The organism is Pseudomonas sp. SDO5271_S396 (genome assembly GCF_054071795.1).
Genome location: NZ_JBSVWB010000013.1, coordinates 98,843 through 122,572, shown reverse-complemented (window position 1 = coordinate 122,572; position 23,730 = coordinate 98,843). Strand labels below are relative to the sequence as shown.

The window sequence follows — 23,730 nt, the reverse complement described above, 5'->3', positions numbered from 1 at the left end:
GCGATGGCATCACCGCGATGCGACCGACACACCGCAGCGCCTGCATCGCGGGCAAGCCCGGCTCCCACACAAGCCCGCTCCCACATTGGTTTGGTGGTGTTCGTCAAGCCGGTTATTTAGCCGACGATACCCGCCACACCTTATTCCCCACATCGTCCGCCACCAGCAAGCCCCCCTGCTGATCAATCACCACGCCCACTGGCCGGCCCATGGCTTTCTCATCACTGTTGAGGAACCCGGTCAGCACATCCACGGGCTGGCCTTTCGGTTGCCCGCCTTCGAACGGCACGAAGATCACCTTGTAGCCGCTGTGCGGCTTGCGGTTCCACGAGCCGTGCTGGCCAATGAAGGCCCCGTTGCTGAACTGCGCCGGGAGCTTGCTGCCCTCGGCAAAGGTCAGGCCCAGGGACGCCGTGTGGGGGCCTACCGCATAGTCCGGCGCAATCGCCTTGGCGACCAATTCCGGGTTCTGCGGCGTGACGCGCACATCCACATGCTGCCCGTAGTAGCTGAACGGCCAGCCATAGAATCCGCCATCCTTGACCGAGGTGATGTAGTCCGGCACCAGGTCGCTGCCGATCTCATCGCGCTCGTTCACCGCGGTCCATAGCTTGCCGCTTTGCGGTTCCCAGGCCATGCCGTTGGGGTTGCGCAGGCCGGAGGCGAAGATGCGGTGCTGGCCGCTGGCACGGTCCACTTCCCAGATCGCCGCCCGACCTTGTTCGGCCTCCAGACCGTTTTCGCCGACATTACTGTTGGAGCCCACACTCACATACAGCTTGCTGCCGTCTTTGCTCGCCACCACGTTTTTGGTCCAGTGGTGATTAAGGGTGCCGCCGGGCAGGTCGACGACCTTGGTGCCGGCCTCCTTGATCGAGGTTTCCCCCGGTTGATAAGGGAAACGCAGCAACTGGTCCGAGTCGGCCACGTACAGGTCGTTGCCCACCAGGGTCATGCCGAACGGAGAATTGAGGTTTGCCAGGAACACCGTGCGGGTTTCGGCGATGCCGTCGTGGTCGGCATCGCGCAGCAGTGTGATGCGATTCGGCTTGGCACTCCGGCGCCGGCACTGCCCATGACCTTCTCCATCACCCAGCCGCGAATACCGGTGGCGTCATCCGGCTTGGGCGGCGCATTGGTTTCCGCCACCAGCACATCGCCATTGGGCAGCACGTACAGCCAGCGCGGATGATCCAGGCCCTCGGCAAACGCGCCGACCTGAGTACCGGCGGCGGCTACCGGCTTCGCGCCGGCGGGCCAGCCCACGGCGGGAGCGATGTTGACGGTGGGGATCAATGTCTTGTTCGGCTCCGGTAACGTGGGCGAAGGCCCCGTGCCATCGGAAACCTGCAAGGTAGAGCTTTCGCCACAGGCAGCGAGGCTGCCGGCGAGCATGATCAGCAGCGCGAGTCTTGTTTTATGCATGGTGTTCTCCTGGATGCCTGTAGGAGTAGAGGTACACGGCGGTCCGATGGTTCAAGCGCAGGGCCGGCTTTAATTGACGCTCCACCCCCAACCCACTAACCTTCGCGGCTTGTTTCAGGTGCTCTGTGGCCCATGTGTCGACAGAGTGAAACAGGGAAGCCGGTGAGCGAGCGCATGTGACCACCATGCTGCCGCGAATCCGGCGCTGCCCCCGCAACGGTAAATGAGTCAAGACGGTGCCTTTAGCCACTGTATCGCGTGCGATATGGGAAGGCGCGCCGTCGGCCTGCCTGCTCCGGCAAGCGCCACTCATGAGCCCGGAGACCGGCCTGAAGCATTCAACAGCATCACGGTGGGCGATGCTTGGCTGTCTGCTGTTCCTTTTTCCTGCCCGCCGTTTTTGTCCAGCCCCAACGGAGAGCTGCCATGACTGATTCCCCCGACCGCGACGAGCGCCACCTGGCGCGCATGCTGCGTAAAAAAGCCGTGATCGACGAGCGCATCGCCAATTCCCCGAACGAGTGCGGTTTGCTGCTGGTGTTGACCGGCAATGGCAAAGGCAAGAGCAGTTCGGCATTCGGCATGCTGGCCCGCGCCATGGGCCACGGCATGCAGTGCGGTGTGGTGCAGTTCATCAAGGGGCGTAACAGCACGGGCGAAGAACTGTTCTTCCGGCGCTTTCCGGAGCAGGTGCGTTTCCATGTGATGGGCGAAGGCTTTACCTGGGAGACCCAGGACCGCCAGCGCGATATCGCCGCCGCCGAAGCCGCCTGGGCGGTGTCCCGCGAGCTGCTGCAAGATCCTTCCATTGGCCTGGTGGTGCTGGACGAGCTGAACATCGCCCTCAAGCACGGTTATCTCGATCTCGATCAGGTGCTCAGCGACCTGCAAGCCCGCCCGCCCATGCAGCACGTGGTGGTGACGGGTCGTGGTGCCAAGCCCGAATTGATCGAGATGGGCGACACCGTCACAGAAATGGGCATGCTCAAGCACGCATTCCAGGCCGGTATCAAGGCACAGAAGGGCGTCGAACTTTGAATCAAACCCGTCATTGCCCGGCCGTCCTGATCGCCGCACCGGCGTCCGGCCAGGGCAAAACCACCGTCACCGCCGCGCTGGCCCGTTTGCACCGCAACCTGGGGCGCAAGGTGCGTGTGTTCAAATGCGGCCCGGACTTCCTCGACCCGATGATCCACGAACGCGCCAGCGGTGCGCCGGTGTATCAATTGGACATGTGGATGGTGGGCGAGCAGGAAAGTCGTCGCCTGTTGTGGGAAGCGGCGGGGGAGGCCGACCTGATCCTGATCGAAGGCGTGATGGGCCTGTTCGACGGCACGCCATCCAGCGCCGACCTTGCGCGGCACTTCGGCGTGCCGGTGCTCGGCGTGATCGACGGCACGGCCATGGCCCAGACCTTCGGCGCATTGGCCCTGGGCCTTGCGCGCTACCAGCCGGACTTGCCGTTCGTCGGTGTGTTGGCCAACCGCGTCGGTACCCTGCGCCATGCGCAGTTGCTCGAAGGCAGCCTCACCGAAGGCCTGCGTTGGTATGGCGCGCTGTCCCGCGAGACTGGTATCGAATTGCCCAGTCGCCACTTGGGCCTGGTGCAAGCCAGCGAATTGAATGACCTGGACCTGCGCCTGGACGCCGCCGCCGAGGCGTTGGGCAGCAGTTGCGAAGTCGCGTTGCCGCCGCCGGTGGCCTTTGCCGCGCCGTCTGTGACCGAGATCGAGCCTTTGCTGGACGGTGTGCGTATCGCCGTGGCGCGCGACGAAGCCTTTGCTTTCACTTACGGCGCCAGCCTCGACCTGTTGCGGGCGATGGGCGCCGAGTTGCGCTTTTTCTCGCCGATCCATGATCGCCAATTGCCTGATGCCGACAGCCTCTATCTGCCGGGCGGTTACCCGGAACTGCATCATCAGGCGCTGTCGGAAAACACGCCGATGCTCGACGCCATCCGCGCCCACCATGCCGCCGGTAAACCCCTGCTCGCCGAATGTGGCGGCATGCTCTACCTGCTGGACTCGCTGACCGATGTCGACGGCAATCATGCCGAACTGGTCGGCCTGTTGCAGGGTGATGCGGTGATGCAGAAGAAACTCGCGGCCCTGGCGCTGCAAAATGTCGAATTGCCCGAAGGCACGTTGCGCGGCCACACCTATCACCATTCCCTGACCACCACCGAGTGGCAGCCCATTGCCCGTGGCCTGAGCCCCAATGGCGGGCGCGGTGCCGAAGCGGTCTATCGGCAGGGACGGATGACGGCGTCTTACGTGCACTTTTACTTTCCGTCGAATCCGGTGGCGGTTGCCGCTTTGTTTGCGCCGGATCTTGGGCCCGCTTGCCCCTCGACAGCACTCACCGATCCATGTGTGGGAGCGGGCTTGCCCGCGAAGAGGCCATGACTGACAACGCCTTTCCCCAGGCCGACCGCGACGCCATCTACCGCGCCATCGCCGAACGCCGCGACATGCGCCACTTCAGCGGCGGCACCGTCGCCCCTGAATTGCTACAGCGTTTGCTCCAGGCCGCGCACCAGGCACCCAGCGTCGGCCTGATGCAGCCCTGGCGCTTTATCCGCATCAGCGACCGCCAATTGCGTGGGCGGATCCAACAACTGGTGGAAGAAGAGCGCGTACGCACCGCCGAAGCCCTGGGCGAGCGCTCCGATGACTTCATGAAGCTCAAGGTCGAAGGTATTCACGACTGTGCCGAAGTACTGGTGGCGGCGCTGATGGACGATCGCGAACGCCATATCTTTGGCCGAAGAACCTTGCCGGAAATGGATTTGGCATCGCTGTCCTGCGCGATCCAGAACCTGTGGCTGGCCGCTCGCGCCGAAGGCCTCGGGATGGGCTGGGTGTCGTTGTTCGAGCCTCAGGCCCTGGCGGACCTGCTCGGCTTGCCCGCCGGCGCGAAACCCTTGGCGGTGTTGTGCCTGGGGCCGGTGGACGGGTTCTACCCGGCACCGATGTTGCAGCTTGAAGGCTGGACCGAGCCTCGGCCATTGAGTGACATGCTGTACGAGAATACGTGGGGAGTGAGTCAATGAGTGTGGCCTTGCTATGTGTCGCCGCAGTCGCGCTGGACGCGCTGCTGGGTGAACCGAAGCGCTGGCATCCGCTGGTGGCGTTCGGCAATTTCGCCGGGCGCGTCGAACAACGTTTCAACGCCGGTGGCCGGGGCTGGCGCAGTCACGGCGTGACGGCGTGGTTTATCGCCGTAGTACCGCTGACCCTGCTGGCGACGGCCTTGTCGTGGGCGCCGTACATTGGCTGGGTGCTGGAGATACTGGCGTTGTACTGCGCCCTCGGCATGCGCAGCCTCGGCGAGCATGTGACGCCGGTGGCCCAGGCCCTGCGCGCCGATGATCTGGAGCAGGCGCGTACCCGCGTGAGTTACTTGGTGAGTCGCCAGACCAGCGAGCTGGACCGCACCGAAGTGGCCCGCGCGGCCACCGAGTCGGTGCTGGAAAACGGCAGCGACGCGGTGTTCGCCGCGATTTTCTGGTTTGTGGTCGCCGGCGTGCCGGGTGTGGTGCTCTACCGCTTGAGCAACACCCTCGATGCCATGTGGGGCTATCGCAATGCACGCTTCGAGCGTTTCGGCTGGGCAGCGGCAAAAATCGATGATGTGCTGAACTACATTCCGGCTCGGTTGGTGGCATTGACCTACGCCGTACTCGGCAAAACCCGGCTGGCCTTGAAGTGCTGGCGCATCCAGGGACCGACCTGGGACAGCCCCAACGCCGGTCCGGTCATGGCCGCTGGCGCCGGCGCCCTGGGCGTTGAGCTGGGCGGCGCGGCGATCTACCACGGCGAGGTGCACCAGCGTCCGCCATTGGGTGAAGGCCCGCCGGCGGATGCCGATTCCATCGACCGGGGCTGGCAACTGGTGCAGCGCGGCGTATGGTTGTGGCTGCTGATCCTGTGCGCGGGGGCGCAATTCTATGCTTGAACACGGTGGCCGGTTGCGCAAGGCGTCCATTCAGTACGGCATTGCCGAGGCTGACTGGCTCGATCTGTCCAGTGGCTTGGCGCCCTGGCCCTGGCCCATCCCCGAGATCCCGTTGCGGGCCTGGGCGCGTCTGCCGGAAACCGACGACGGCCTGGAGCAGGCCGCCAGCGCCTATTACGGCGCTGCGCACCTGTTGCCGGTGCCGGGCTCGCAGGCGGCCATCCAGTTGCTGCCGCGCCTGCGCCGCGCGGGCAAGGTTGGCGTGCTGTCACCCTGTTATGCCGAACACGCCGAGGCGTGGCGTCGTGCCGGTTATGTGGTGCGCGAAGTGCAGGAACAGGAAGTCGACTTCTTCCTCGATGGCCTCGACGTACTGGTAGTGGTCAACCCCAATAACCCCACCGGCTTGAGCCTCGGCCCGCAACGCTTGCTGGACTGGCATGCGCGCCTGGCCCAGCGCGGTGGCTGGCTGGTGGTGGACGAAGCCTTCATGGACGTTACTCCGCAATTGAGCCTGGCAGGCCAAGCGCATCAGGTGGGGCTGATTGTGTTGCGCTCGTTTGGCAAATTTTTCGGTTTGGCCGGTGTGCGCCTGGGGTTTGTGCTGGCGGAGCGCAAGTTGCTCAGGCTGCTGGCCGAGCAGGTCGGGCCGTGGGCGGTCAGTGGGCCGACACGGGTACTGGGCCAGGTGTGCCTGCGTGATACCGCCGGGCAGGTGCGTCAGCGAAGCCGTTGCATCGAAGCCGGCGAGCGTTTGTTCGCACTGCTTGAACACCACGGTTTTCAGCCCCAGGGTGGCTGCGCGCTGTTCCAGTGGCTGATCACGCCGCACGCCGACCGCATGCATGAATTCATGGCCCAGCGCGGCATCCTGCTGCGCCTGTTTTCCCACGACAGCAGCCTGCGTTTCGGCTTGCCCGGCACCGAGGCGGATTGGCTGCGCCTCGATGCGGCGCTGACGGCATACAAGGACGCCACATGAGTACGTTGATGGTGCAGGGCACCACCTCCGATGCCGGTAAAAGCACCCTTGTGACTGCACTGTGCCGCTGGCTGGTGCGCCAGGGCGTTTCGGTCGCGCCTTTCAAACCGCAGAACATGGCGCTCAACAGCGCCGTGACCGCCGAAGGCGGCGAGATTGGCCGTGCCCAGGCCGTGCAGGCCCAGGCGGCCAACCTGGCGCCGCATACCGACATGAACCCGGTGCTGCTCAAGCCCAACAGCGACACCGGCTCCCAGGTCATCATTCATGGCCGTGCCGTGACCAGCATGAACGCCGTGGCCTATCACGATTACAAGGCCATCGCGATGCAGGCGGTGCTGGCGTCCCACGCGCGTTTGAGCGCTGCCTACCCGGTGGTGATGGTGGAGGGCGCAGGCTCGCCGGCAGAGATCAATCTGCGCGCCAACGACATCGCCAATATGGGCTTCGCCGAGGCGGTGGATTGCCCGGTGCTACTGATCGCCGATATCAACCGCGGCGGCGTGTTCGCCCATCTGGTGGGCACCCTGGAATTGCTTTCGCCCACCGAGCAGGCGCGGGTCAAAGGCTTCATCATCAACCGGTTTCGCGGTGACATCGCCTTGCTCCAACCGGGCCTGGACTGGCTGGAGGCGCGTACCGGCAAGCCGGTGGTCGGTGTCCTGCCCTACGTGATGGACCTGCACCTGGAAGCCGAAGACGGCATCGACCGGCGCCAGATCGACAAGGCCGCCCAGGTGCTCAAGGTGGTGGTGCCGGTCTTGCCGCGCATCAGCAATCACACTGACTTCGACCCCTTGCGCCTGCATCCCCAGGTGGATTTGCAGTTTGTCGGGCCGGGCCAGCCGATTCCACCCGCCGACTTGATCATCCTGCCCGGCTCGAAAAGCGTGCGCAGCGACCTGGCGTATCTACGCGCCAACGGTTGGGATGGCGCCGTGGCGCGGCACTTGCGCTACGGCGGCAAGGTGCTGGGTATTTGCGGCGGTTTGCAGATGCTCGGCGAACAGGTGCATGACCCGTTGGGCCTGGAAGGGCCGCCCGGGTCCAGCGAGGGCCTTGGCTGGCTGGCGTTCAGCACCACGCTGGAGCAAGAGAAGCAACTGCGCAATGTGCGTGGGCGCCTGGTGCTGGAAGAGGCCGACGTCAGCGGCTACGAGATTCACGCGGGTGTGACCACCGGCGAGGCCTTGTCGAACGCGGCGGTGCGGCTGGATGACGGTCGCAGCGACGGCGCTCGAAGTGCCGATGGGCAGATCCTCGGCACCTACCTGCACGGCCTTTTCGAAACCCCGGCCGCGTGCAGTGCGCTGCTGCGCTGGGCCGGTCTGCAGCAGGTACAAGAGGTGGATTATCACGCCTTGCGCGAGCGCGATATCGAGCGTTTGGCCGATCTGGTGGAACACCACCTGGATACCGATTTATTGCGCCGCTTGTGTGGAGTCTCCCCATGCGCCAACTGATCCTCGGCGGCGCCCGTTCCGGCAAGAGCCGCCTTGCGGAAAAGCTCGCCAGTGACAGCGGTTTGCCTGTCATTTACATCGCCACCAGCCAGCCGCTGGACGGTGAGATGAACGCGCGCGTGGCGTTGCATCGCGAGCGTCGTCCACAGGCCTGGGGGCTGGTCGAAGAACCTGTCGAATTGGCCCGCGTGCTGCGGGACAACGCGGCGCCCGAGCGTTGCCTGTTGGTGGATTGCCTGACGTTGTGGCTGACCAACCTGCTGATGCTCGACGACCCGCAACGCCTAGCGCTCGAACGCGAAGCCTTGCTGGATAGCTTGGCGAGCTTGCCGGGGAACATCATTTTTGTCAGCAACGAGACCGGTCTGGGTGTCGTGCCGCTGGGCGAATTGACTCGCCGCTATGTGGATGAAGCCGGTTGGCTGCATCAAGCCTTGGCCGAGCGGTGTCAGCGTGTGGTGCTGACCGTTGCCGGCCTGCCCCTGACTTTGAAAGGTACTGCGTTATGAACGACACCTGGTGGCTCAACCCCTGCAAGGCTACTGACGCTTCGGCGTACGAGGCTGCGCTGGAACGCCAGCAGCAACTGACCAAACCGGCCGGCTCCCTGGGCCAGCTGGAAGCATTGGCGGTGCAATTGGCCGGCTTGCAGGGGCGGGTCAAACCATCGGTGGACCAAGCCTGGATTGCCATCTTTGCCGGAGACCACGGTGTGGTGGCCGAAGGGGTTTCGGCATTTCCCCAGGAAGTGACCGGGCAGATGCTGCTCAACTTTGTCAGCGGCGGCGCGGCCATCAGCGTATTGGCGCGGCAGTTGGGCGCGCGTCTGGAGGTGATCGACCTGGGCACCGTCACACCGGCGTTGGACCTGCCCGGCGTGCGTCACCTGAACCTGGGCGCGGGCACCGCCAATTTCGTCAACGGGCCGGCCATGACTGATGGCCAGGGGCAGTTGGCGTTGCATGCCGGGCGTGACAGTGCGCGTCGTGCCCTGGCCAGCGGTGCGCAATTGTTTATCGGCGGTGAAATGGGCATCGGCAACACCACTGCAGCGAGTGCGCTGGCCTGTGCCTTGCTGGACTGCCAGGTGAGTGATCTGACCGGCCCGGGCACGGGGCTGAGTGCCCAGGGTGTGAGCCACAAGGTAGCGGTGATCGAGCGTGCGTTGGCGTTGCACGCCGGGCAGCGTGAGGATGTGTTGCGAACCCTGTTCAACTTGGGTGGTTTTGAAATCGCCGCCTTGGTGGGCGCTTATCTGGGCTGCGCCCAGGAAGGTATCGTGGCGCTGGTAGATGGGTTCATTTGCAGCGTCGCGGCCCTGGTTGCCACGCGCCTGAACCCGGCGTGCCGTGAGTGGTTGGTGTTTGGCCATCAGGGCGCCGAGCCAGGTCATCGCCATGTGCTGCAAAGCCTTGACGCGCAACCGCTGTTGGAACTGGGCCTGCGCCTGGGCGAGGGCAGTGGCGCGGCGCTGGCGGTGCCGGTATTGCGCCTGGCCTGCGCGTTGCACGGGCAGATGGCGACATTCGCCGAAGCCGCCGTGGCAGACCGCCCGGCATGACCTTGCACCTGGACCTGCTGCGCCACGGCGAAACCGAGTCGGGTGGCGGCTTGCGCGGTAGCCTGGACGATGCGCTCACCGCCAGGGGCTGGGAACAGATGCGCGCAGCCGTGGTGAACCAGGGCCCATGGGACCGACTGGTCAGCTCTCCGCTGCAACGTTGCGCACGTTTTGCCGAGGAACTGGGTGCGCGCCTTGCGCTGCCGGTCAGTCTGGACAAAGACCTGCAAGAACTGCATTTCGGCGCCTGGGAAGGGCAGAGCGCGGCGGCGTTGATGGAAACCGACGCCGAAGCACTGGGCCTGTTCTGGGCGGATCCCTACAGCTTCACACCGCCTGACGGTGAACCCGTGAGCGAGTTTTCCCGACGGGTGATGGGCGCCGTGTCACGTTTGCATCAGGCCTATGCCGGCCAGCGCGTGCTGCTGATCAGCCATGGCGGTGTGATGCGTTTGCTCCTGGCCCAGGCGAGGAGTTTGCCCCGCGAGCAGTTATTGAATGTCGAGGTTGGCCATGGCGGGCTGTTCAGTATGCAGGTCCTGGCCGATGGCGTTTTTAAGGAAGGGCGCTGAGCATGTTGCCGTTCTGGATTGCTTTGCAGTTTCTCAGCAGCCTGCCGATTCGTCTGCCGGGCATGCCGCAGCCGCAGGAACTGGGGCGTTCGTTGTTGTTTTATCCGGTGGTGGGTTTGCTCTTCGGCGTGCTGCTATGGGGCCTGAATGGGCTGTTGATGGGTGCGCCGTTGTTGTTGCACGCCGCGCTGCTGCTCACCGCCTGGGTGTTGCTCAGTGGCGGTTTGCACCTGGATGGCCTGGCGGACAGCGCCGATGCCTGGCTGGGCGGTTTCGGCGACCGTGAGCGCACCCTCAGCATCATGAAAGACCCGCGCAGCGGGCCGATTGCGGTGGTCACCCTGGGTCTGGTGTTGCTGCTCAAGTTCACGGCACTGGTGGCCTTGATCGAGCAGCGCAATGGCGCCGCGCTGATCCTGGCCCCCTTGATCGGGCGCGCATCCCTGCTGGCGCTGTTTCTTACGACTCGCTATGTGCGGGCGGGAGGACTGGGTCAGGCATTGTCGGATCATTTACCGAGAGTCGTCGGCCAACAGGTGCTGATCCTCAGCGGTCTGGCGTGCATCCTCATCGGTGGCTTCAGCGGCGGGGTCGCCGTGCTGCTGGCTGCGCTGGCTTTTATGGGGCTGCGCCAATTGATGGTCAATCGCCTCGGCGGCACCACCGGCGACACCGCCGGAGCCCTGTTGGAGTTACTGGAAATGGTGGTGCTGGTCGGTCTGGTGTTGTAACACTTTCTTGCATTTCCTTAATCCCGGGTATATACACGCTCCATGCTTGCCTCCCAATGTTTATGTACCAACCTGCGTCGCGCCGCCCGTGGCGTCAGCAGGCATTACGACGGCGCTCTCGACGGCTTCGGGATCAACGTCGCCCAGTATTCTTTGCTGTGCAATCTGCAGCGCCTGGATCAACCGAGCATTTCCAGCCTGGCCGACGCCATGGGCCTGGATCGCAGCACCCTGGGGCGCAACCTGCGGGTGCTGGAAGGCGAGGGCCTGGTGCAGTTGGTGGAGGGGGATGACTTGCGCAATCGCCTGGTTGTGTTGACTGAAACCGGCACGCAGCGATTGGCTGCGGCGTTGCCGGCCTGGGAAGCGGCACAGCAGAAATTGATCGATCGACTCGGCGCGGAAAAACGCGAAACCCTGTTGGCCTTGCTGGATGAACTCGCCTGACGGCGGGTTTTTCCGATTACAAGCGGGTATATACCCGCGAACGGAGAACAAGAAATGACCTCGATGTGGCGCACCAGTGGATGGGTTCTGTTAGGGAGTGCGCTGATCCTGGCGCTGTCATTGGGCGTACGCCATGGTTTTGGCTTGTTCCTGGCGCCGATGAGTGCCGAATTCGGCTGGGGTCGTGAGACGTTTGCCTTCGCCATCGCCCTGCAGAACCTGATCTGGGGCCTGGCGCAACCCTTCACTGGCGCCCTGGCGGACCGCTTCGGCGCCACCAAGGCCGTGTTTGTCGGCGGCGTGCTTTATGCGGCGGGTCTGGTGCTGATGGGCATGTCCGATTCGGCGTGGTCGCTGTCGCTCAGTGCGGGACTGTTGATTGGTATTGGCCTGTCCGGCACCTCGTTCTCGGTCATCCTCGGCGTGGTGGGCCGTGCCGTGGCCCCGGAAAAACGCAGCATGGCCATGGGGATCGCCAGCGCCGCAGGCTCTTTTGGGCAGTTCGCCATGGTGCCGGGCACCCTCGGATTGATCAGCTGGCTGGGGTGGTCGGCGGCGCTGCTGACGCTGGGCATGATGGTGGCGCTGATCCTGCCGTTGGTCGCCATGCTCAGGGATCGCCCCTTGCCGGTTGCGGTGGGCCAGCAAAGCCTGCGCGACGCCTTGCGCGAGGCGTGCTCCCATTCCGGGTTCTGGCTGTTGGCGTTCGGTTTTTTCGTCTGTGGTTTCCAGGTGGTGTTCATCGGCGTGCACCTGCCGGCGTACCTGGTGGATCAACATTTGCCCGCAACCGTGGGCACCACGGTGCTGGCCTTGATCGGTCTGTTCAACGTATTCGGCACCTACACCGCAGGCTGGCTCGGTGGACGCATGTCCAAGCCGCGCTTGCTCACCGGTTTGTACCTGCTGCGGGCGCTGGTGATCGTGCTGTTTCTGTGGGCGCCGGTGACCGAGGTTACGGCTTATCTGTTCGGCATGGCGATGGGCTTTTTGTGGCTGTCCACGGTGCCGCTGACCAATGGTACGGTAGCTACCTTGTTTGGCGTGCGAAACCTTTCCATGCTCGGCGGGATTGTGTTCCTGTTCCATCAGTTGGGTTCGTTCCTCGGCGGCTGGTTGGGCGGTGTGGTCTATGATCGAACCGGCAACTACGATTTGATCTGGCACGTCGCGATCCTCTTGAGCCTGCTCGCGGCGGCCCTGAACTGGCCGGTGCGCGAGCGTCCGGTGGCGCGTTTGCAGGCGCAGATGGAGGCGGCATGAGCATCGCGATAAGGGGGCTGGTCCTGATTGCAGGAGGGGCTCTGCTGTTGCTGGCCTGGTGGGGCTGGCAGCACGGTGGTCTGGCGTTGATGCAACTGGGTATGTCGATCTGTTAAGTTCAAGGGCCTGACCTTTTCAAGGACTCCACCATGCAGATGCGCTGGCTTGTTGTACCTGTGCTGATGGCCATTGGCAGCGCCGCGATGGCTGCCAGTTGTCCGCCGTTGCTGGAAGGCCAATTGCCCAAGTTGCGGGCCAAGGAATCCATCGACCTGTGCCAGCGTTTTGCGGGCAAACCGTTGGTGATCGTCAATACCGCCAGCTTCTGCGGGTTCGCGCCGCAATTCAAAGGCCTCGAAGCCTTGTACCAACGCTATAAGGGCGACGGCCTGGAAGTGATTGGCGTGCCATCCGACGACTTCAAGCAAGAAGCCAAGACCGGCGAGGAGACTGCCAAGGTCTGCTACGTGAATTACGGCGTGACCTTCACCATGACCGAACCGCAGAAGGTCAAGGGGCCGGATGCGGTGCACCTGTTCAAGGCGCTGGCGCAGCAGACCAGCGCGCCGAAGTGGAATTTCTACAAGTATGTGGTCGATCGCCAGGGCAAGGTGATCGCCAATTTCTCCAGCCTGACCAAGCCGGACAGTCCGGATCTGATCAAGGCGGTGGAAGAGGCGCTGGCGTCCAGGCCCTGATCATCGGTCATTAAAAAGCCCCGCCTCCTTTGCAGGAGAGCGGGGCTTTTTTACACCGATCCGAATCAGAAGGTGTAGGTCATGCCCAGGCCGAAACCGTTGGCACTGTTTTCGTACTTGGCGTTGTAGCTGGCCGTCGATGGTGCCTTGGCGGTGCGGTGAACCTTGACGTCTTCTTCCTGCAGGTAGGAGTAAGCCAGGTCGATGGTCATGTTATCCATGACTTTGTAGCCCAGGCCCACGCTGAAGATCGTGCGGTCGCCCGTCGGGATACGCGGCGAACGGTCGGTGTTGTTGGCGGGCGACTGGTCGAACGTCAGGCCGGTACGCAGCACCACTTGCTTGGTCAGTTGGTACGAGGTACCCACGGCGTATGCCCAGGTGTCGTGCCAGTTCTGTTCTTCGGAGATGCTGGCGATCTGCAGTGGAGCCAATCCGCCGCCGGTTGCGGCAGTGACACCTTCGTTGTTGACGGTAATGTCTTTCAGACGGCTCCAACGGGTCCAGGTGGCACCGCCGTAGAGTTTCCATGCGTCGGTCAGGTCTTGCGTCACCGACAGGTCGTAGGATTCTGGCGTTTCGATTTTCAGCGAGGCGTCGTACCGGTTGTTGCGCAGGAACGGCTGGGTGGCGGCCGGTCCGCTGACGGTAGTGTGACCTTCGAGCTTGTAGTTGACCTTCGAGTGGTAGGTCAGGCCGATGCGGGTGGTATCGGTCGCCTGGACCAGTACGCCGACGTTGAAGCCCAGGGCGGTATCGTCACCCTTGATTTTCACGTTGGTGTCGGCAACGGCCGGGTTCAGGGTGGCATCCGATTCCAGCACGCCGGAAATCCGGTTGAAGGTCGGGCCGAAGCCGATGGACACCTTGTCGTTGAAGGCGTAGCTGACCGTTGGCTGGAAGGTGATGACCTTCACTTCGCTCTTGCTGCCAAAGCCACGGCCCTGGAAGTTGTTTTCGTAGTCGGTCACCAAACCGAACGGTGCATAGACGCCAAAGCCGATCGCCCATTGTTCGTTGAGTTTATTGGTGTAGAAGCCGAAAGGAACCGCGGTGAAGGGCACCATATCGCCTTTGTTGGTACCGCGAGAGTTGCCGCTCACGTCGCTGATATCGGTCGACGCATCAATGGCAGCGACACCGCCCGTGATTTGTTGGCCTTCCAGGCGAGCCATACCGGCAGGGTTACCGTAAACAGTGCTTGCATCATCGGCAGAGGAAGAGCGACCTGCGAAACCCGTACCCATCCCGCTGACGCTCTGTTCGTTCAGTGCGAAACCGCTTGCGAACAGGTGGGAGGATGCCATGGCAACGGCGAGGCTAAGTGTGGTCTTGAGCATTACTTTTTTCATTATTAGAAACTCCTTGGTGATCACCGCTGCGGAAAGTAACAATAAATTTAAGATCGCGCTATAGGCTGTAATGCAGGAGATAGAGCGGTTTTGTAGGACAATCCGACCAAAATCAGGGTTTTTTGGCGAATCTTGCAAATTGCCCGGTCAGCAGGCCACGTGATTCAGGGGTGAGACACAGGTGTGCCAGGCGCGGGTAAAATCGCGAAGCCGTCCCTGGGGGTGAAATATTTCTTTCCATAGGCGCGCCATGGCCAATACATCTCCGGGTGGGGGCAGTGCAGGGGTGTGTTGTTCGACCAGCAGCCAGGCGATGGCGGTGGCGTAACGCAGGTTGACGGTCAGTTCGAGCTGGGGAGCGCCGAGGAAGGCGTGTTGGCTGGCCAGCCCGCGGACAAGGCTGGCGCGTTCGGGGTCCAGCGCCAGGTAGTTGTCCCATAAGGCGCGGTGGCGCGGTTCGGTGATGCTGTACAGGCCGTGGCCACGGCGATCGTGCAGAGCGGACCCCAGTTCCGACTGGCTGGCTGCGATGCCCAGCAGCAGGGATTCGGCGGTCGGATGATGGCGGCCCAGGTACGTCAATGTCGGCCGGATCACATAACGACACAATTCGCTGGCAGCGATACCCATACAAGCCTCAATCCGTGAAAGTGGTCGACGAAGCCTGAGAGGAGGGGCTTGGCAGCAGTCAATCGGATCTCAGGCTCGCCGGAAGCGGATCATGCCGCTTGACTTGAAGTGTAGTGTCATATTTGTGATGTAAAGGACTGTTTTTAAAACATCTTCTTCATTTAGTTATAACGTTTATATCTATTTGAACTTAGTGCAAACGCTCAATCGTTGAATTTCGGGCAATAAAAAACCCTGCTTTTCAGGCAGGGTTTTTTGTATTTCAGCGACGCAGGTCGATCAGGCAGTGAGGGCCTGACGGGTACGTTCGATCACGGCCTGCAGCGGTTCGGCGCTGGAGTACTGATCGGGGTACAGGCGTTCGCTGTGACGGGCGATGCCGTGTTCGTTGACCAGAGTGAAGCTGAAACAGCCTTTGCGGGCCGCCATGATCAGGCAGTTCATTGGAGCAAAAGCGTTAGTGAGGGTGCGAATGGCATCCTGAGTATGGATTTGAGTCGACATGTTATGGGTGTTCCTACAAATGACACGGAATAGAACCGTGCAACGTTAAAACGTTCCAGTAACGTTGATCACCATTGATCAAACGAAGAACCCGACTGGAACAAAGCAGCCAGTGTGAAGCGCTATCAAGTTGGCGCGCTTGGGCTGGCAGGTAGGTACTTAGGAGGGCAGGCAACACAACAGGGGCAAAGGTTCTGGGCCCGGGGTGAAGATCCTGATCAATTTGCAGGTTGGTTCGGTCAGAGTATGCGCATCTCGCGAAAACCCTTTGCTTGTTCAAAGGTGTCGTTGTCGCGAGGGATACCTGGAAACCATCGAGGTGGTCGATCCCGTGTGGTGAGGGGAATGTTTCGACCAGAATTGATTTTCAGCTTGGTACTAACGGCGCGGATACTAACGGATTGAGGTGATGAAAGAAAGGGGTATGCTCAAAAAAATCAATCAGCCACCCAACAGGCCCCGATAGACCAGAACGGTGACAGCCGCCGCCATCGAGCAACCCAGGCCATAGGCTGCCAGGGTCAGACGCAGGGATTGGCCAGCCTCGACCACCTTCATGACGTCGCCCATGTCATTGATTCGGCCTTCACCCAGTTCGATGCTCAGGCTCACCGCCGTGAAGGCTGCCGACAACAGGATCGCGATGGCAAACAACGCACCGTCCGGAGAGGGGAGTGCTGCGTTGATACCCAGGGATATCGCGCAAATGGCCAGCAACAGCACGGCAAACAGCAGCATTCCTTTCATCGTTCCGACCGGCCTGCGAGGGGAGGTGCAGCAGTGTGGCGAGCCGGATCGGATTTGAAAAGTCCCTGGGTTTGGCCTCGCGGTAACATTCCGGGACGGAAGCGAATCAAAAAATACCCGCGATATAACCAACGGATGTGTACTTGTGCACATTAGTTGCGGCAGGTGTAACCGTTATGTCAAGTACTGCCGAGCGCAGCCATTTGCCTGTGATAGAAATTTAAGTCAATGAAAAATCTCGCTTTTTTTTATTGGTGAAAAAATCGTCAGTTTGACTGCGGCCCCCGTTCCATGGGCCTTTGCGCGAGTTCAAGGGGGGTTGTCCACTGAGTTATCCACAGCTTCTGTGGATTGTCCCGAGCGCTTGCTCTAGAACGGGCGTGCAGCGTTTTTTCAGCTTTACCTGTACGAAAAAAAGAGTAGAGTGGCGCGCCTTTCGTTCCGTCCCACAGTGCTTTATGAAGTTTCGCTCAGTATCACCTTCTGTTACCGACGCCTCCCAAACTGTTACCGCACCCAAGCGCTTTTCATTGAAAGTGGCCTTGTGGTTGCTCGACAGCCCGCGCCTGGGCCATAACGTCAACGTCAAACATTTCGCCGGGCGCCTGCTCAAGCAGCCGGCCCGTGACGGTGTGGTGGCTGCGCAAAGCCGCTTGGGCCAATTGTTATGCCGTGAGTGCGGCAATGCCCGCGACCGTCGTATCGGCCACGATCTGCTGCGCATGGCCGCCCGTGCCGGCGACCGCCGCGCCCAGCGTGAACTGGGCCAGGTCGAAGACTGAGCTGTCGTCCCGCCTTGCGCTCCGCTAACCTTGCTCTTTTTCGGTAACGGCAGAAATGGCTATGGCTTTTGACTGGACCAGTATCGCCTTGGGGCTTGCTGGCGCCGCGGTGCCTTTGTTGGCGCTGTGCTGGCAGCTTCAGCGACGACTGACCGCGCGCACGACCGGTTGGGAACTGCTCGAGGAACGCCTCGCCACTGCACAACTGGCTCAGGAAGGGCTAGCCGCCCAACTGGATGCCAGTCGCGATGAAATCAGCGACCTGAGCCAGGCCAATGCCGCCAAACAAGCCGATCTGGCGGCGCTGAGACGTGAAGTCGAGCTGTTGCAGATCGACCGCGACAATGCGCGTGACGCAGCCCATGCCTGGAACCTCGACCGCAGTGCCAAGGAAACCGAACTGCGCCGGCTGGATGCGCTGTCGGCAGCCTTGCGCGCTGAGCTGCGTGAACAACAGGACAGCCATCAGCAGCGCCTCACTGACTTGCAAGGTTCGCGGGATGAACTGCGTGCCCAGTTCGCCGAGCTGGCCGGCAAGATCTTCGACGAGCGCGAACAACGCTTTGCCGAAACCAGTCAGGAACGCCTGGGCCAGTTGCTTGACCCGTTGAAAGAGCGCATTCAGTCCTTTGAAAAGCGCGTGGAAGAAAGCTACCAGAACGAAGCCCGCGAGCGTTTTTCCTTGGCCAAGGAGCTTGAGCGGCTACAGCAACTCAACCTGCGCCTGTCGGACGAGGCCACCAACCTCACCCGTGCCCTCAAAGGCCAGAAAACCCAGGGCAACTGGGGGGAGTTGATCCTTGAGCGCTTGCTGGAGCACGCAGGCCTGGAAAAAGGCCGCGAGTACCAGACCCAAGTCAGCCTTAAAGGCCCGGATGGCGAGCGCTTCCAGCCGGACGTGCTGATCCTTTTGCCGGGGGACAAACAGGTGGTGGTGGACTCCAAGGTCAGCCTGACGGCTTACCAGCAGTTCGTGGCGGCGGAGGATGAGGTGATCGGTCAGGCGGCGCTGAAGCAGCATGTGCTGTCGCTGCGCAATCACGTCAAAGGTTTGGCCGGCAAGGATTACAAGCGCCTGGAGGGCTTGCACAGCCTGGATTTCGTGTTGTTGTTCGTGCCTATCGAGGCGGCTTTTTCGGCGGCGTTGCAGGCCGAGCCGAACCTGTTTCAGGAGGCCTTTGATCGCCATATCGTGATTGTCAGCCCCACCACCTTGCTGGCCACGTTGCGGGTGATCGACAGCCTGTGGAAGCAGGAGCGCCAGAGTCAGAACGCCCGAGAGATCGCCGAGCGCGCCGGTTGGCTCTACGACAAGTTCGTGCTGTTTATCCAGGATCTGGACGAAGTAGGCAACCGTTTGCAGCAGTTGGACAAAGCTTACAGCGCAGCGCGAAACAAGCTGACAGATGGACGCGGAAACCTGGTCAGCCGCACCGAGCAATTACGTCTGCTCGGCGCCCGCGCCAGTAAAAGCCTGCCGGCCGATTTGCTGGAGCGAGCCATGACCGATGCCGATGGCGTGGCCCATCTGCCTGAATAAAATGCGGGCGATGTGGAAGCAACTGTCTTGCCTGCTGCCCAAAACATCTGCATGACCTGACCCACCGCTTTCGCAGCCTCGCCGGGGCTCGACAACTCCCACAGGGGCTTGCAGTGTCTGGAAAGCCTCTGCCAGCAGGGCCATCGCGTCGGGCACTATCTCGCCAACAATAGACATCCAATGTGGGAGCTGGCTTGCCTGCGAAGACGGCGGCATGGCCGACACAGATGCCGCCTGCCTCACCGCCTTCGCAGCCTCGCCGGGGCTCGACAGTTCCTCGCAAGGGATGAGCGCAGTTCTGCTACAACGGCAGATGCCGACTCAACAGCGCACGCAAGGCCGCCGGTTTCACCGGTTTGGCCAGATAATCCAACCCCGCCGCGTGCACCTCGGCCACCATTTCCGGGCGACCGTCGGCGCTGATCACCACGCCAGGGATCGGCTCTGCCAACTGCGCCCGTAGCCAGCCCATCAGTTCGGTGCCGGTTTCGCCATGGTCCAGGTGGTAATCCACCAACGCCAGTTGCGGGCGTACGCCCTCGGCCAGCAAGGCTGCGCATTGTGCCTGGTCAGTGGCGGTCCACACCTCGCAACCCCAGCGCGTCAGCAGGCTGCGCATGCCGATCAGGATGCTGTCTTCGTTGTCCACGCACAGCACCTGGGCTCCGCTCAAGGGCAGGCCGTTCTCCTGCGGGGTTTTGGCCGGTGCACTCGCCTGGTTGCGCGCCAGTGGCACCCGCACGCTGAATACACTGCCCTTGCCTGGCCACGAACGCACGCTCAGGCGATGGCCCAGCACGCGGCACAAACCGTCGGCGATCGCGAGGCCCAGGCCCAGGCCTTTTTCGGCGCGGGTCTGGTGACTGTCCAGCCGTTTGAATTCTTCGAAGATCACCTTTTGTTTGTCCTGCGGGATGCCAGGGCCACGGTCCCAAACCTCCAGGCACAGCTCACCTTTGCGCCGACGTACGCCAAGTAGCACGGGGCCGTCGGCATAGCGGAACGCGTTGGTCAGAAAGTTCTGCAAAATCCGTCGCAGCAGCTTGATGTCACTGTCCACGCGCAAACGGCTGCCGCGCAGACGGAAGCGCAAGCCTTGTTCCTGGGCCAATGCCTTGAACTCGGCACCGAGGGTATCGAACAGCTCGTTGAGCACAAAGGGTTGGCGCTGCGGGTTGATCTTGCCGTTTTCCAGGCGCGAGATATCTAGCAGGTCGCTGATCAGGTCTTCGGCAGAACGCAGCGAACTGTCCAGGTGCTGCACCAGTTGCCGGGCCTCGCTCGACAAGCCGTCGTGCTGGTGGGAGAGCGCGGCGGAGAACAATCGTGCAGCGTTCAGCGGCTGCATCAGGTCATGGCTGACAGCTGCGAGAAAGCGTGTCTTCGATTGACTGGCCGATTCGGCGACGCCCTTGGCGTCGGTGAGCGCCACATTGAGTTGCGACAGCTCATGGGTGCGTTCGGCCACCCGCTGTTCCAGACCCTCGTTGGCCTCGGTCAGGGCCTGCTCGGCTTCGCGGAATGCGGTGATGTCGGTAAAACTCATGACAAAGCCGCCGCCGGGCATCGGGTTGCCGATCAGCTCGATCACCCGTCCATTGGGGAACAGCCGTTCGGAGGTATGCGCGCGACCCTGGCGCATCCAGTGCAGGCGGCGCGCCACATGCACTTCGGCTTCGCCTGGCCCGCACAGGCCGCGCTCGGCGTTGTAGCGAATAATGTCAGCGATCGGCCGGCCTACGCTGATCAGCCCGTCGGGGTAATTGAACAGCTCCAGATAGCGACGGTTCCAGGCCACCAGCTTGAGGGACTGGTCCACCACGCTGATGCCCTGGGTAATATTCTCGATCGCGCCCTGCAACAAGGCCCGGTTGAACTGCAGCACTTCAGACGCCTCATCGGCGATACGTACTACGTCTTCGAGCTGCATTTCCCGCCCTTCGATGGCCGCTTTCACCACCGCACGGGTCGACGAGGCGCCGAGCACACCGGCCAGCAGTCGCTCGGTATGGGCGATCCACTCGTTGTCGGCATTCTGGTTGGGGTTGAAGCCCTTGCCCTGGCGATAGGCGAAGCGGATGAAGCTCTGCTGGGCGCGTTCCTCGCCGACGAAGCGCGCCGCGAGGCTGAGCAGGTCGCTGATCTGCACCGACAGCATGGACCGTGCACCGGCCCGCTGCCTGATTTCCTGGCCAATGAAACGCCCGGCCTGCCAGTGCTCGGAGACGCGCGTGCGCGACAGCATCGACACCCACACGAACAGCGTGAAGTTACCGGCCAGGGACAGCACCGTGCCCAGGGTCAAGGAGGTCACGGACAAGCCGAAAGGATGTGAATGCAGCCACGTCAGGCCGGGGAAAAGACTGAGGGACCAGCCCAGGCTTTTCGCGGTCACCGGCAGTACCAGGGTGTAGAACCACAGGAAAGTACCGGCCGCGAGTCCTGCGAATACGCCACGCCGGTTGGCCTGCTTCCAATACAGCGCGCCGAGCATGGCCGGCGCCAGTTGGGTGACGGCGGCGAAGGCGATCTGGCCGATGGTCGCCAGGCTCGCGGTGGAGCCCAGCAGGCGATAACTCACATACGCCAGCAACAGGATGATCACGATGCTGACCCGGCGCACCGACAGCATCCAGTGCCGGAACACTTCGAACGGCCGCTCGGCGCTGGAGCGGCGCAACAGCCACGGCAGCAACATGTCGTTGGACACCATGGTCGACAGCGCGATGCTGGCCACGATCACCATGCCGGTTGCCGCCGACGCGCCGCCGATGAACGCCAGTACGGCGAGGGCCGGATGGGCTTTGCCCAGGGGTAGGCTGATTACGTAGGAATCGGGCAGAACGGAGCCGGGCAGCATCATCTTGCCGCCGAGGGCGATGGGGATCACGAACAGCGCCGCGAGCACCAGGTACGCCGGAAACACCCATTTGGCCAGGCGCAGGTCCTGGGGGTCGATGTTCTCCACGACGGTTACGTGAAACTGCCTGGGCAAGCAGATGATCGCCATCATGGCGACGCCGGTCTGTACCACCATCGAGGGCCAGTTGATGGTCTCTTTCCAGTACTCCTCCAAGCGTGGCGCGAGGATCGCCTGGCTGATCAGGTCGCCGAAACCGTCATACAGGCCGTAGGTCACAAACGCGCCGACGGCAAGAAAAGCGAATAGCTTGACCAGCGACTCAAACGCAATCGCCAGCACCATGCCCCGGTGGTGCTCGGTGGCATCGAGGTTGCGCGTACCGAACACAATGGTGAACAGCGCCAGGGCCAGTGACACGATCAATGCCGTGTCCTGGGCCCGGGTGCCGGTGGTTTCCGGGCCGGAGCCGATCAGCAGGTTCACGCCCAGCACGATGCCTTTGAGTTGCAGGGCGATGTAGGGCAGCACGCCCACTAGGCAGATCAGCGCCACCACCACCGCCAGGGATTGGGACTTGCCGTAACGCGCGGCGATGAAGTCGGCAATGGACGTGATGTTTTCCTGCTTGCTGATCAGGATCATCTTCTGCAGCACCCAGGGCGCCAGCACCAGCAAGATCACCGGTCCCAGGTAGATCGGTAAAAACGCCCACAGCTGTTCTGCCGCCTGGCCTACGGCGCCAAAGAATGTCCAACTGGTGCAGTACACGGCGAGCGACAGGCTGTATACCCACGCGCGCATGCGTGGCGGCAAAGGCGCACGGCGGCGGTCACCGTAAAAGGCGATGGCAAACATAATGGCCATATAGGCCAGGGCAACGGCGGCGATCAGCCCGCTGGACAACGTCATGGTAACTCCGAGCGTAAGAACACCCGGGCATTCCGGGCCCGGTTGGACAGTCTCGCATGATGCCGGGGCTTAGTCAGTGTCGACCAAGGTCGTGTGCAGTGTGTGGGAGCCGGGCTTGCCTGCGATGGCCGGTTCCTAGGGTTTGCGGGGCGGCAGGGTTTTCTGGCGCAGGATGTAGATTGTCACCAGCACCGCACTCGTGAGCATGAAACCTCGGGCCCAGGGTAGCGACACCAGATAGCAGGAAAAACCGATGCTCAGCCACATCAAGCCGATGGCGTAGACCTTGCCTTTAAGCGGAATGCCATTGCCGTCCAGGTAGTCGCGGATCCACGGGCCCAGGCGCGGGTGTTCCACCAGCCACTGGTAGAAACGCGGGGAGCTTCGGGCGAAGCAGGCGGCGGCGAGTAACAGGAAGGGGGTGGTGGGCAGGACCGGCAGGAAGATACCGATCACTCCCAACGCTACGCTGAGCCAGCCGACGGCCAGCAGTGCGTAGCGCAGGAGCAGCGAGCGCTTGCCCATGGGTGTCACGGGCAAGCGGCTCAGTGGTGACGGGGCTTGAGGATCGCCGGTTTTTCGTCAGGGGCGTTGCACAGCAGGTACAGGGCGGTCAGGGCTTCCGGGATCTGCACGATCATGTCGTCCATCAGGTTGGCATCGGCGGCAATGTCGGAGAATTCCGGCTGGTCGTCGAACAGACCCGAACCGACCATGATCGGCAGCAGCATTTCGCTGACTTCTTCCTCGGCGGTTTCGAACCAGGCGGCTTCGCGCAGGAACACGCCTTCCATGAAACCGATGCACCAGCCGCGCAGTTCGGAGTCGTCCGGCTCATCGCCCAGGTCCAGCTCGCAGGGCAGCTCGAACTCTTCGTCGGAAGCCAGCTGGCGACCGATGTGGGCCTTGAGGGCCAGCAGGGTGCTTTCGATTTCTTCGCGCTGCGCAGCGTCGGTGTAGTGAGGCTCTTCGGCGAACAGCGCATCGATCCATTCGCGGTCAGGTACGGTCTCGGCGCAAATCGAAAGGGCGGTCAGGTAGCCGTGGGCGGCCACGTAGTCCAGCGCCTCGTCATGCAGCTCATCGGCGTCGAGGAAGGCTTGCAGGCGGGTTAGTTGCTCAGCAAAGGACATTGAAGGACTACCTTGGGGAATAAACGATGCTGAATTCTAGGCTTTCTTGCGCGCCCAGGCCAGCTGCAAGGCATATTTGCCAGGTTTTGGGTCACGACGTCTATTCGTCAGCGGCGCCCTGTGGCGGATGACGCTCGGGTATACTGCCGCGTTTTGTGATGCCCCGGCAGG

At 62.3% G+C, this 23,730-nt stretch carries 21 protein-coding genes, 2 pseudogenes and 1 riboswitch; of the genes and pseudogenes, 15 read left to right on the top strand and 8 right to left on the bottom strand.

All coding sequences use genetic code 11. The features are described 5' to 3' along the window. Nucleotides 1–112: 112 nt before the first annotated feature. Nucleotides 113–1,425, bottom strand: a pseudogene (locus tag ACW9IN_RS12310) (PQQ-dependent sugar dehydrogenase). Between the two features lie 99 nt (nt 1,426–1,524). After that, nucleotides 1,525–1,772: riboswitch (cobalamin riboswitch) on the top strand. A gap of 79 nt (nt 1,773–1,851) precedes the next feature. Between ACW9IN_RS12310 and cobO the strand changes: the two are divergent. From cobO to ACW9IN_RS12245, 13 genes and pseudogenes are all read left to right on the top strand, one after another. Further along, on the top strand, nt 1,852–2,463 hold the full coding sequence (cobO, locus tag ACW9IN_RS12305; RefSeq protein WP_010208674.1) for a cob(I)yrinic acid a,c-diamide adenosyltransferase: 612 nt from the start codon (nt 1,852–1,854) through the stop codon (nt 2,461–2,463). Continuing rightward, the gene (locus ACW9IN_RS12300) at nt 2,460–3,830 is read left to right on the top strand and encodes a cobyrinate a,c-diamide synthase (protein ID WP_457366120.1); all 1,371 of its coding nucleotides are present in this window, start codon (nt 2,460–2,462) and stop codon (nt 3,828–3,830) included. The genes cobO and ACW9IN_RS12300 overlap by 4 nt, the downstream gene beginning before the upstream one ends. Then, nucleotides 3,827–4,477 (top strand): 5,6-dimethylbenzimidazole synthase, encoded by a 651-nt coding sequence (bluB, locus tag ACW9IN_RS12295; RefSeq protein WP_457366119.1) that lies wholly within the window; start codon nt 3,827–3,829, stop codon nt 4,475–4,477. The genes ACW9IN_RS12300 and bluB overlap by 4 nt, the downstream gene beginning before the upstream one ends. Continuing rightward, nucleotides 4,474–5,382: an adenosylcobinamide-phosphate synthase CbiB gene (cbiB, locus tag ACW9IN_RS12290; protein ID WP_457366118.1), complete on the top strand. Its 909-nt coding sequence runs from the start codon at nt 4,474–4,476 to the stop codon at nt 5,380–5,382. The genes bluB and cbiB overlap by 4 nt, the downstream gene beginning before the upstream one ends. Beyond that, nucleotides 5,375–6,364 (top strand): threonine-phosphate decarboxylase CobD, encoded by a 990-nt coding sequence (gene cobD, locus ACW9IN_RS12285; RefSeq protein WP_457366117.1) that lies wholly within the window; start codon nt 5,375–5,377, stop codon nt 6,362–6,364. Before cbiB ends, cobD begins: the two co-directional genes overlap by 8 nt. Further along, a pseudogene (locus tag ACW9IN_RS12280) lies at nt 6,361–7,819 on the top strand (cobyric acid synthase); the annotation flags it as partial. The gene cobD and the pseudogene ACW9IN_RS12280, both read left to right, overlap by 4 nt. Further along, on the top strand, nt 7,815–8,336 hold the full coding sequence (cobU, locus tag ACW9IN_RS12275; RefSeq protein ID WP_457366116.1) for a bifunctional adenosylcobinamide kinase/adenosylcobinamide-phosphate guanylyltransferase: 522 nt from the start codon (nt 7,815–7,817) through the stop codon (nt 8,334–8,336). The pseudogene ACW9IN_RS12280 and the gene cobU, both read left to right, overlap by 5 nt. Next, nucleotides 8,333–9,388, top strand: coding sequence for a nicotinate-nucleotide--dimethylbenzimidazole phosphoribosyltransferase (cobT, locus tag ACW9IN_RS12270; RefSeq protein ID WP_457366115.1), 1,056 nt, complete (start codon nt 8,333–8,335; stop codon nt 9,386–9,388). The genes cobU and cobT overlap by 4 nt, the downstream gene beginning before the upstream one ends. Next, nucleotides 9,385–9,960, top strand: a complete 576-nt coding sequence (gene cobC, locus ACW9IN_RS12265; RefSeq protein WP_457366114.1) for an alpha-ribazole phosphatase family protein — start codon at nt 9,385–9,387, stop codon at nt 9,958–9,960. The genes cobT and cobC overlap by 4 nt, the downstream gene beginning before the upstream one ends. Nucleotides 9,961–9,962: 2 nt before the next feature. After that, on the top strand, nt 9,963–10,691 hold the full coding sequence (locus ACW9IN_RS12260) for an adenosylcobinamide-GDP ribazoletransferase (RefSeq protein WP_457366113.1): 729 nt from the start codon (nt 9,963–9,965) through the stop codon (nt 10,689–10,691). Between the two features lie 42 nt (nt 10,692–10,733). Then, on the top strand, nt 10,734–11,138 hold the full coding sequence (locus ACW9IN_RS12255) for a MarR family winged helix-turn-helix transcriptional regulator (protein ID WP_457366112.1): 405 nt from the start codon (nt 10,734–10,736) through the stop codon (nt 11,136–11,138). A gap of 54 nt (nt 11,139–11,192) precedes the next feature. Continuing rightward, a complete protein-coding gene (locus ACW9IN_RS12250; RefSeq protein WP_457366111.1) occupies nt 11,193–12,401 on the top strand; it encodes an MFS transporter in 1,209 nt (402 codons plus the stop codon). Between the two features lie 149 nt (nt 12,402–12,550). After that, nucleotides 12,551–13,099 carry a glutathione peroxidase gene (locus tag ACW9IN_RS12245; protein WP_457366110.1) on the top strand — a complete coding sequence of 183 codons (549 nt, stop codon included), beginning with the start codon at nt 12,551–12,553 and terminating at the stop codon, nt 13,097–13,099. A 65-nt stretch (nt 13,100–13,164) separates the two neighbouring features. Here ACW9IN_RS12245 and ACW9IN_RS12240 read toward each other — a convergent pair whose 3' ends face one another. The 4 genes from ACW9IN_RS12240 to ACW9IN_RS12225 all read right to left on the bottom strand — a co-directional run bounded on the left by ACW9IN_RS12240 (nt 13,165) and on the right by ACW9IN_RS12225 (nt 16,332). Further along, nucleotides 13,165–14,451 carry an OmpP1/FadL family transporter gene (locus ACW9IN_RS12240; RefSeq protein ID WP_457366109.1) on the bottom strand — a complete coding sequence of 429 codons (1,287 nt, stop codon included), beginning with the start codon at nt 14,449–14,451 and terminating at the stop codon, nt 13,165–13,167. Nucleotides 14,452–14,598: 147 nt separating this feature from the next. Further along, entirely contained in the window at nt 14,599–15,081 is a 483-nt protein-coding gene (locus ACW9IN_RS12235; protein WP_457366108.1) for a hypothetical protein, read from the bottom strand. A 279-nt stretch (nt 15,082–15,360) separates the two neighbouring features. Continuing rightward, nucleotides 15,361–15,585: a hypothetical protein gene (locus tag ACW9IN_RS12230; RefSeq protein WP_071482924.1), complete on the bottom strand. Its 225-nt coding sequence runs from the start codon at nt 15,583–15,585 to the stop codon at nt 15,361–15,363. A gap of 441 nt (nt 15,586–16,026) precedes the next feature. Next, nucleotides 16,027–16,332 carry a hypothetical protein gene (locus ACW9IN_RS12225; RefSeq protein ID WP_457366107.1) on the bottom strand — a complete coding sequence of 102 codons (306 nt, stop codon included), beginning with the start codon at nt 16,330–16,332 and terminating at the stop codon, nt 16,027–16,029. Between the two features lie 458 nt (nt 16,333–16,790). Here ACW9IN_RS12225 and ACW9IN_RS12220 point away from each other — a divergent pair, with 458 nt between their 5' ends. Both ACW9IN_RS12220 and rmuC read left to right on the top strand, forming a co-directional pair. After that, on the top strand, nt 16,791–17,114 hold the full coding sequence (locus ACW9IN_RS12220; protein ID WP_457366106.1) for a sel1 repeat family protein: 324 nt from the start codon (nt 16,791–16,793) through the stop codon (nt 17,112–17,114). A gap of 175 nt (nt 17,115–17,289) precedes the next feature. Next, entirely contained in the window at nt 17,290–18,654 is a 1,365-nt protein-coding gene (rmuC, locus tag ACW9IN_RS12215; protein ID WP_457366125.1) for a DNA recombination protein RmuC, read from the top strand. 301 nt (nt 18,655–18,955) lie between these two features. Here the strand turns inward: rmuC and ACW9IN_RS12210 are convergent, their stop codons facing one another. From ACW9IN_RS12210 to ACW9IN_RS12200, 3 genes are all read right to left on the bottom strand, one after another. Continuing rightward, entirely contained in the window at nt 18,956–22,426 is a 3,471-nt protein-coding gene (locus ACW9IN_RS12210; protein WP_457366105.1) for a hybrid sensor histidine kinase/response regulator, read from the bottom strand. Between the two features lie 135 nt (nt 22,427–22,561). Then, nucleotides 22,562–22,951, bottom strand: a complete 390-nt coding sequence (locus tag ACW9IN_RS12205) for a YbaN family protein (protein ID WP_457366104.1) — start codon at nt 22,949–22,951, stop codon at nt 22,562–22,564. Between the two features lie 20 nt (nt 22,952–22,971). Then, nucleotides 22,972–23,559, bottom strand: coding sequence for a UPF0149 family protein (locus tag ACW9IN_RS12200; RefSeq protein WP_457366103.1), 588 nt, complete (start codon nt 23,557–23,559; stop codon nt 22,972–22,974). Nucleotides 23,560–23,730 lie beyond the last annotated feature (171 nt).

Excerpts from the sequence above, each read along its gene's own strand:
- ACW9IN_RS12235 (WP_457366108.1), bottom strand. The coding sequence starts at position 15,081 with ATGGGTATCGCTGCCAGCGAATTGTGTCGTTATGTGATCCGGCCGACA.
- ACW9IN_RS12255 (WP_457366112.1), top strand. The coding sequence starts at position 10,734 with ATGCTTGCCTCCCAATGTTTATGTACCAACCTGCGTCGCGCCGCCCGT.
- ACW9IN_RS12200 (WP_457366103.1), bottom strand. The coding sequence starts at position 23,559 with ATGTCCTTTGCTGAGCAACTAACCCGCCTGCAAGCCTTCCTCGACGCC.
- cobT (WP_457366115.1), top strand. The coding sequence starts at position 8,333 with ATGAACGACACCTGGTGGCTCAACCCCTGCAAGGCTACTGACGCTTCG.
- cbiB (WP_457366118.1), top strand. The coding sequence starts at position 4,474 with ATGAGTGTGGCCTTGCTATGTGTCGCCGCAGTCGCGCTGGACGCGCTG.
- cobC (WP_457366114.1), top strand. The coding sequence starts at position 9,385 with ATGACCTTGCACCTGGACCTGCTGCGCCACGGCGAAACCGAGTCGGGT.
- cobO (WP_010208674.1), top strand. The coding sequence starts at position 1,852 with ATGACTGATTCCCCCGACCGCGACGAGCGCCACCTGGCGCGCATGCTG.
- ACW9IN_RS12225 (WP_457366107.1), bottom strand. The coding sequence starts at position 16,332 with ATGAAAGGAATGCTGCTGTTTGCCGTGCTGTTGCTGGCCATTTGCGCG.
- ACW9IN_RS12260 (WP_457366113.1), top strand. The coding sequence starts at position 9,963 with ATGTTGCCGTTCTGGATTGCTTTGCAGTTTCTCAGCAGCCTGCCGATT.
- ACW9IN_RS12205 (WP_457366104.1), bottom strand. The coding sequence starts at position 22,951 with ATGGGCAAGCGCTCGCTGCTCCTGCGCTACGCACTGCTGGCCGTCGGC.
- cobU (WP_457366116.1), top strand. The coding sequence starts at position 7,815 with ATGCGCCAACTGATCCTCGGCGGCGCCCGTTCCGGCAAGAGCCGCCTT.
- bluB (WP_457366119.1), top strand. The coding sequence starts at position 3,827 with ATGACTGACAACGCCTTTCCCCAGGCCGACCGCGACGCCATCTACCGC.
- ACW9IN_RS12210 (WP_457366105.1), bottom strand. The coding sequence starts at position 22,426 with ATGACGTTGTCCAGCGGGCTGATCGCCGCCGTTGCCCTGGCCTATATG.
- cobD (WP_457366117.1), top strand. The coding sequence starts at position 5,375 with ATGCTTGAACACGGTGGCCGGTTGCGCAAGGCGTCCATTCAGTACGGC.
- ACW9IN_RS12250 (WP_457366111.1), top strand. The coding sequence starts at position 11,193 with ATGACCTCGATGTGGCGCACCAGTGGATGGGTTCTGTTAGGGAGTGCG.
- ACW9IN_RS12245 (WP_457366110.1), top strand. The coding sequence starts at position 12,551 with ATGCAGATGCGCTGGCTTGTTGTACCTGTGCTGATGGCCATTGGCAGC.
- ACW9IN_RS12220 (WP_457366106.1), top strand. The coding sequence starts at position 16,791 with ATGAAGTTTCGCTCAGTATCACCTTCTGTTACCGACGCCTCCCAAACT.
- ACW9IN_RS12230 (WP_071482924.1), bottom strand. The coding sequence starts at position 15,585 with ATGTCGACTCAAATCCATACTCAGGATGCCATTCGCACCCTCACTAAC.
- ACW9IN_RS12240 (WP_457366109.1), bottom strand. The coding sequence starts at position 14,451 with ATGAAAAAAGTAATGCTCAAGACCACACTTAGCCTCGCCGTTGCCATG.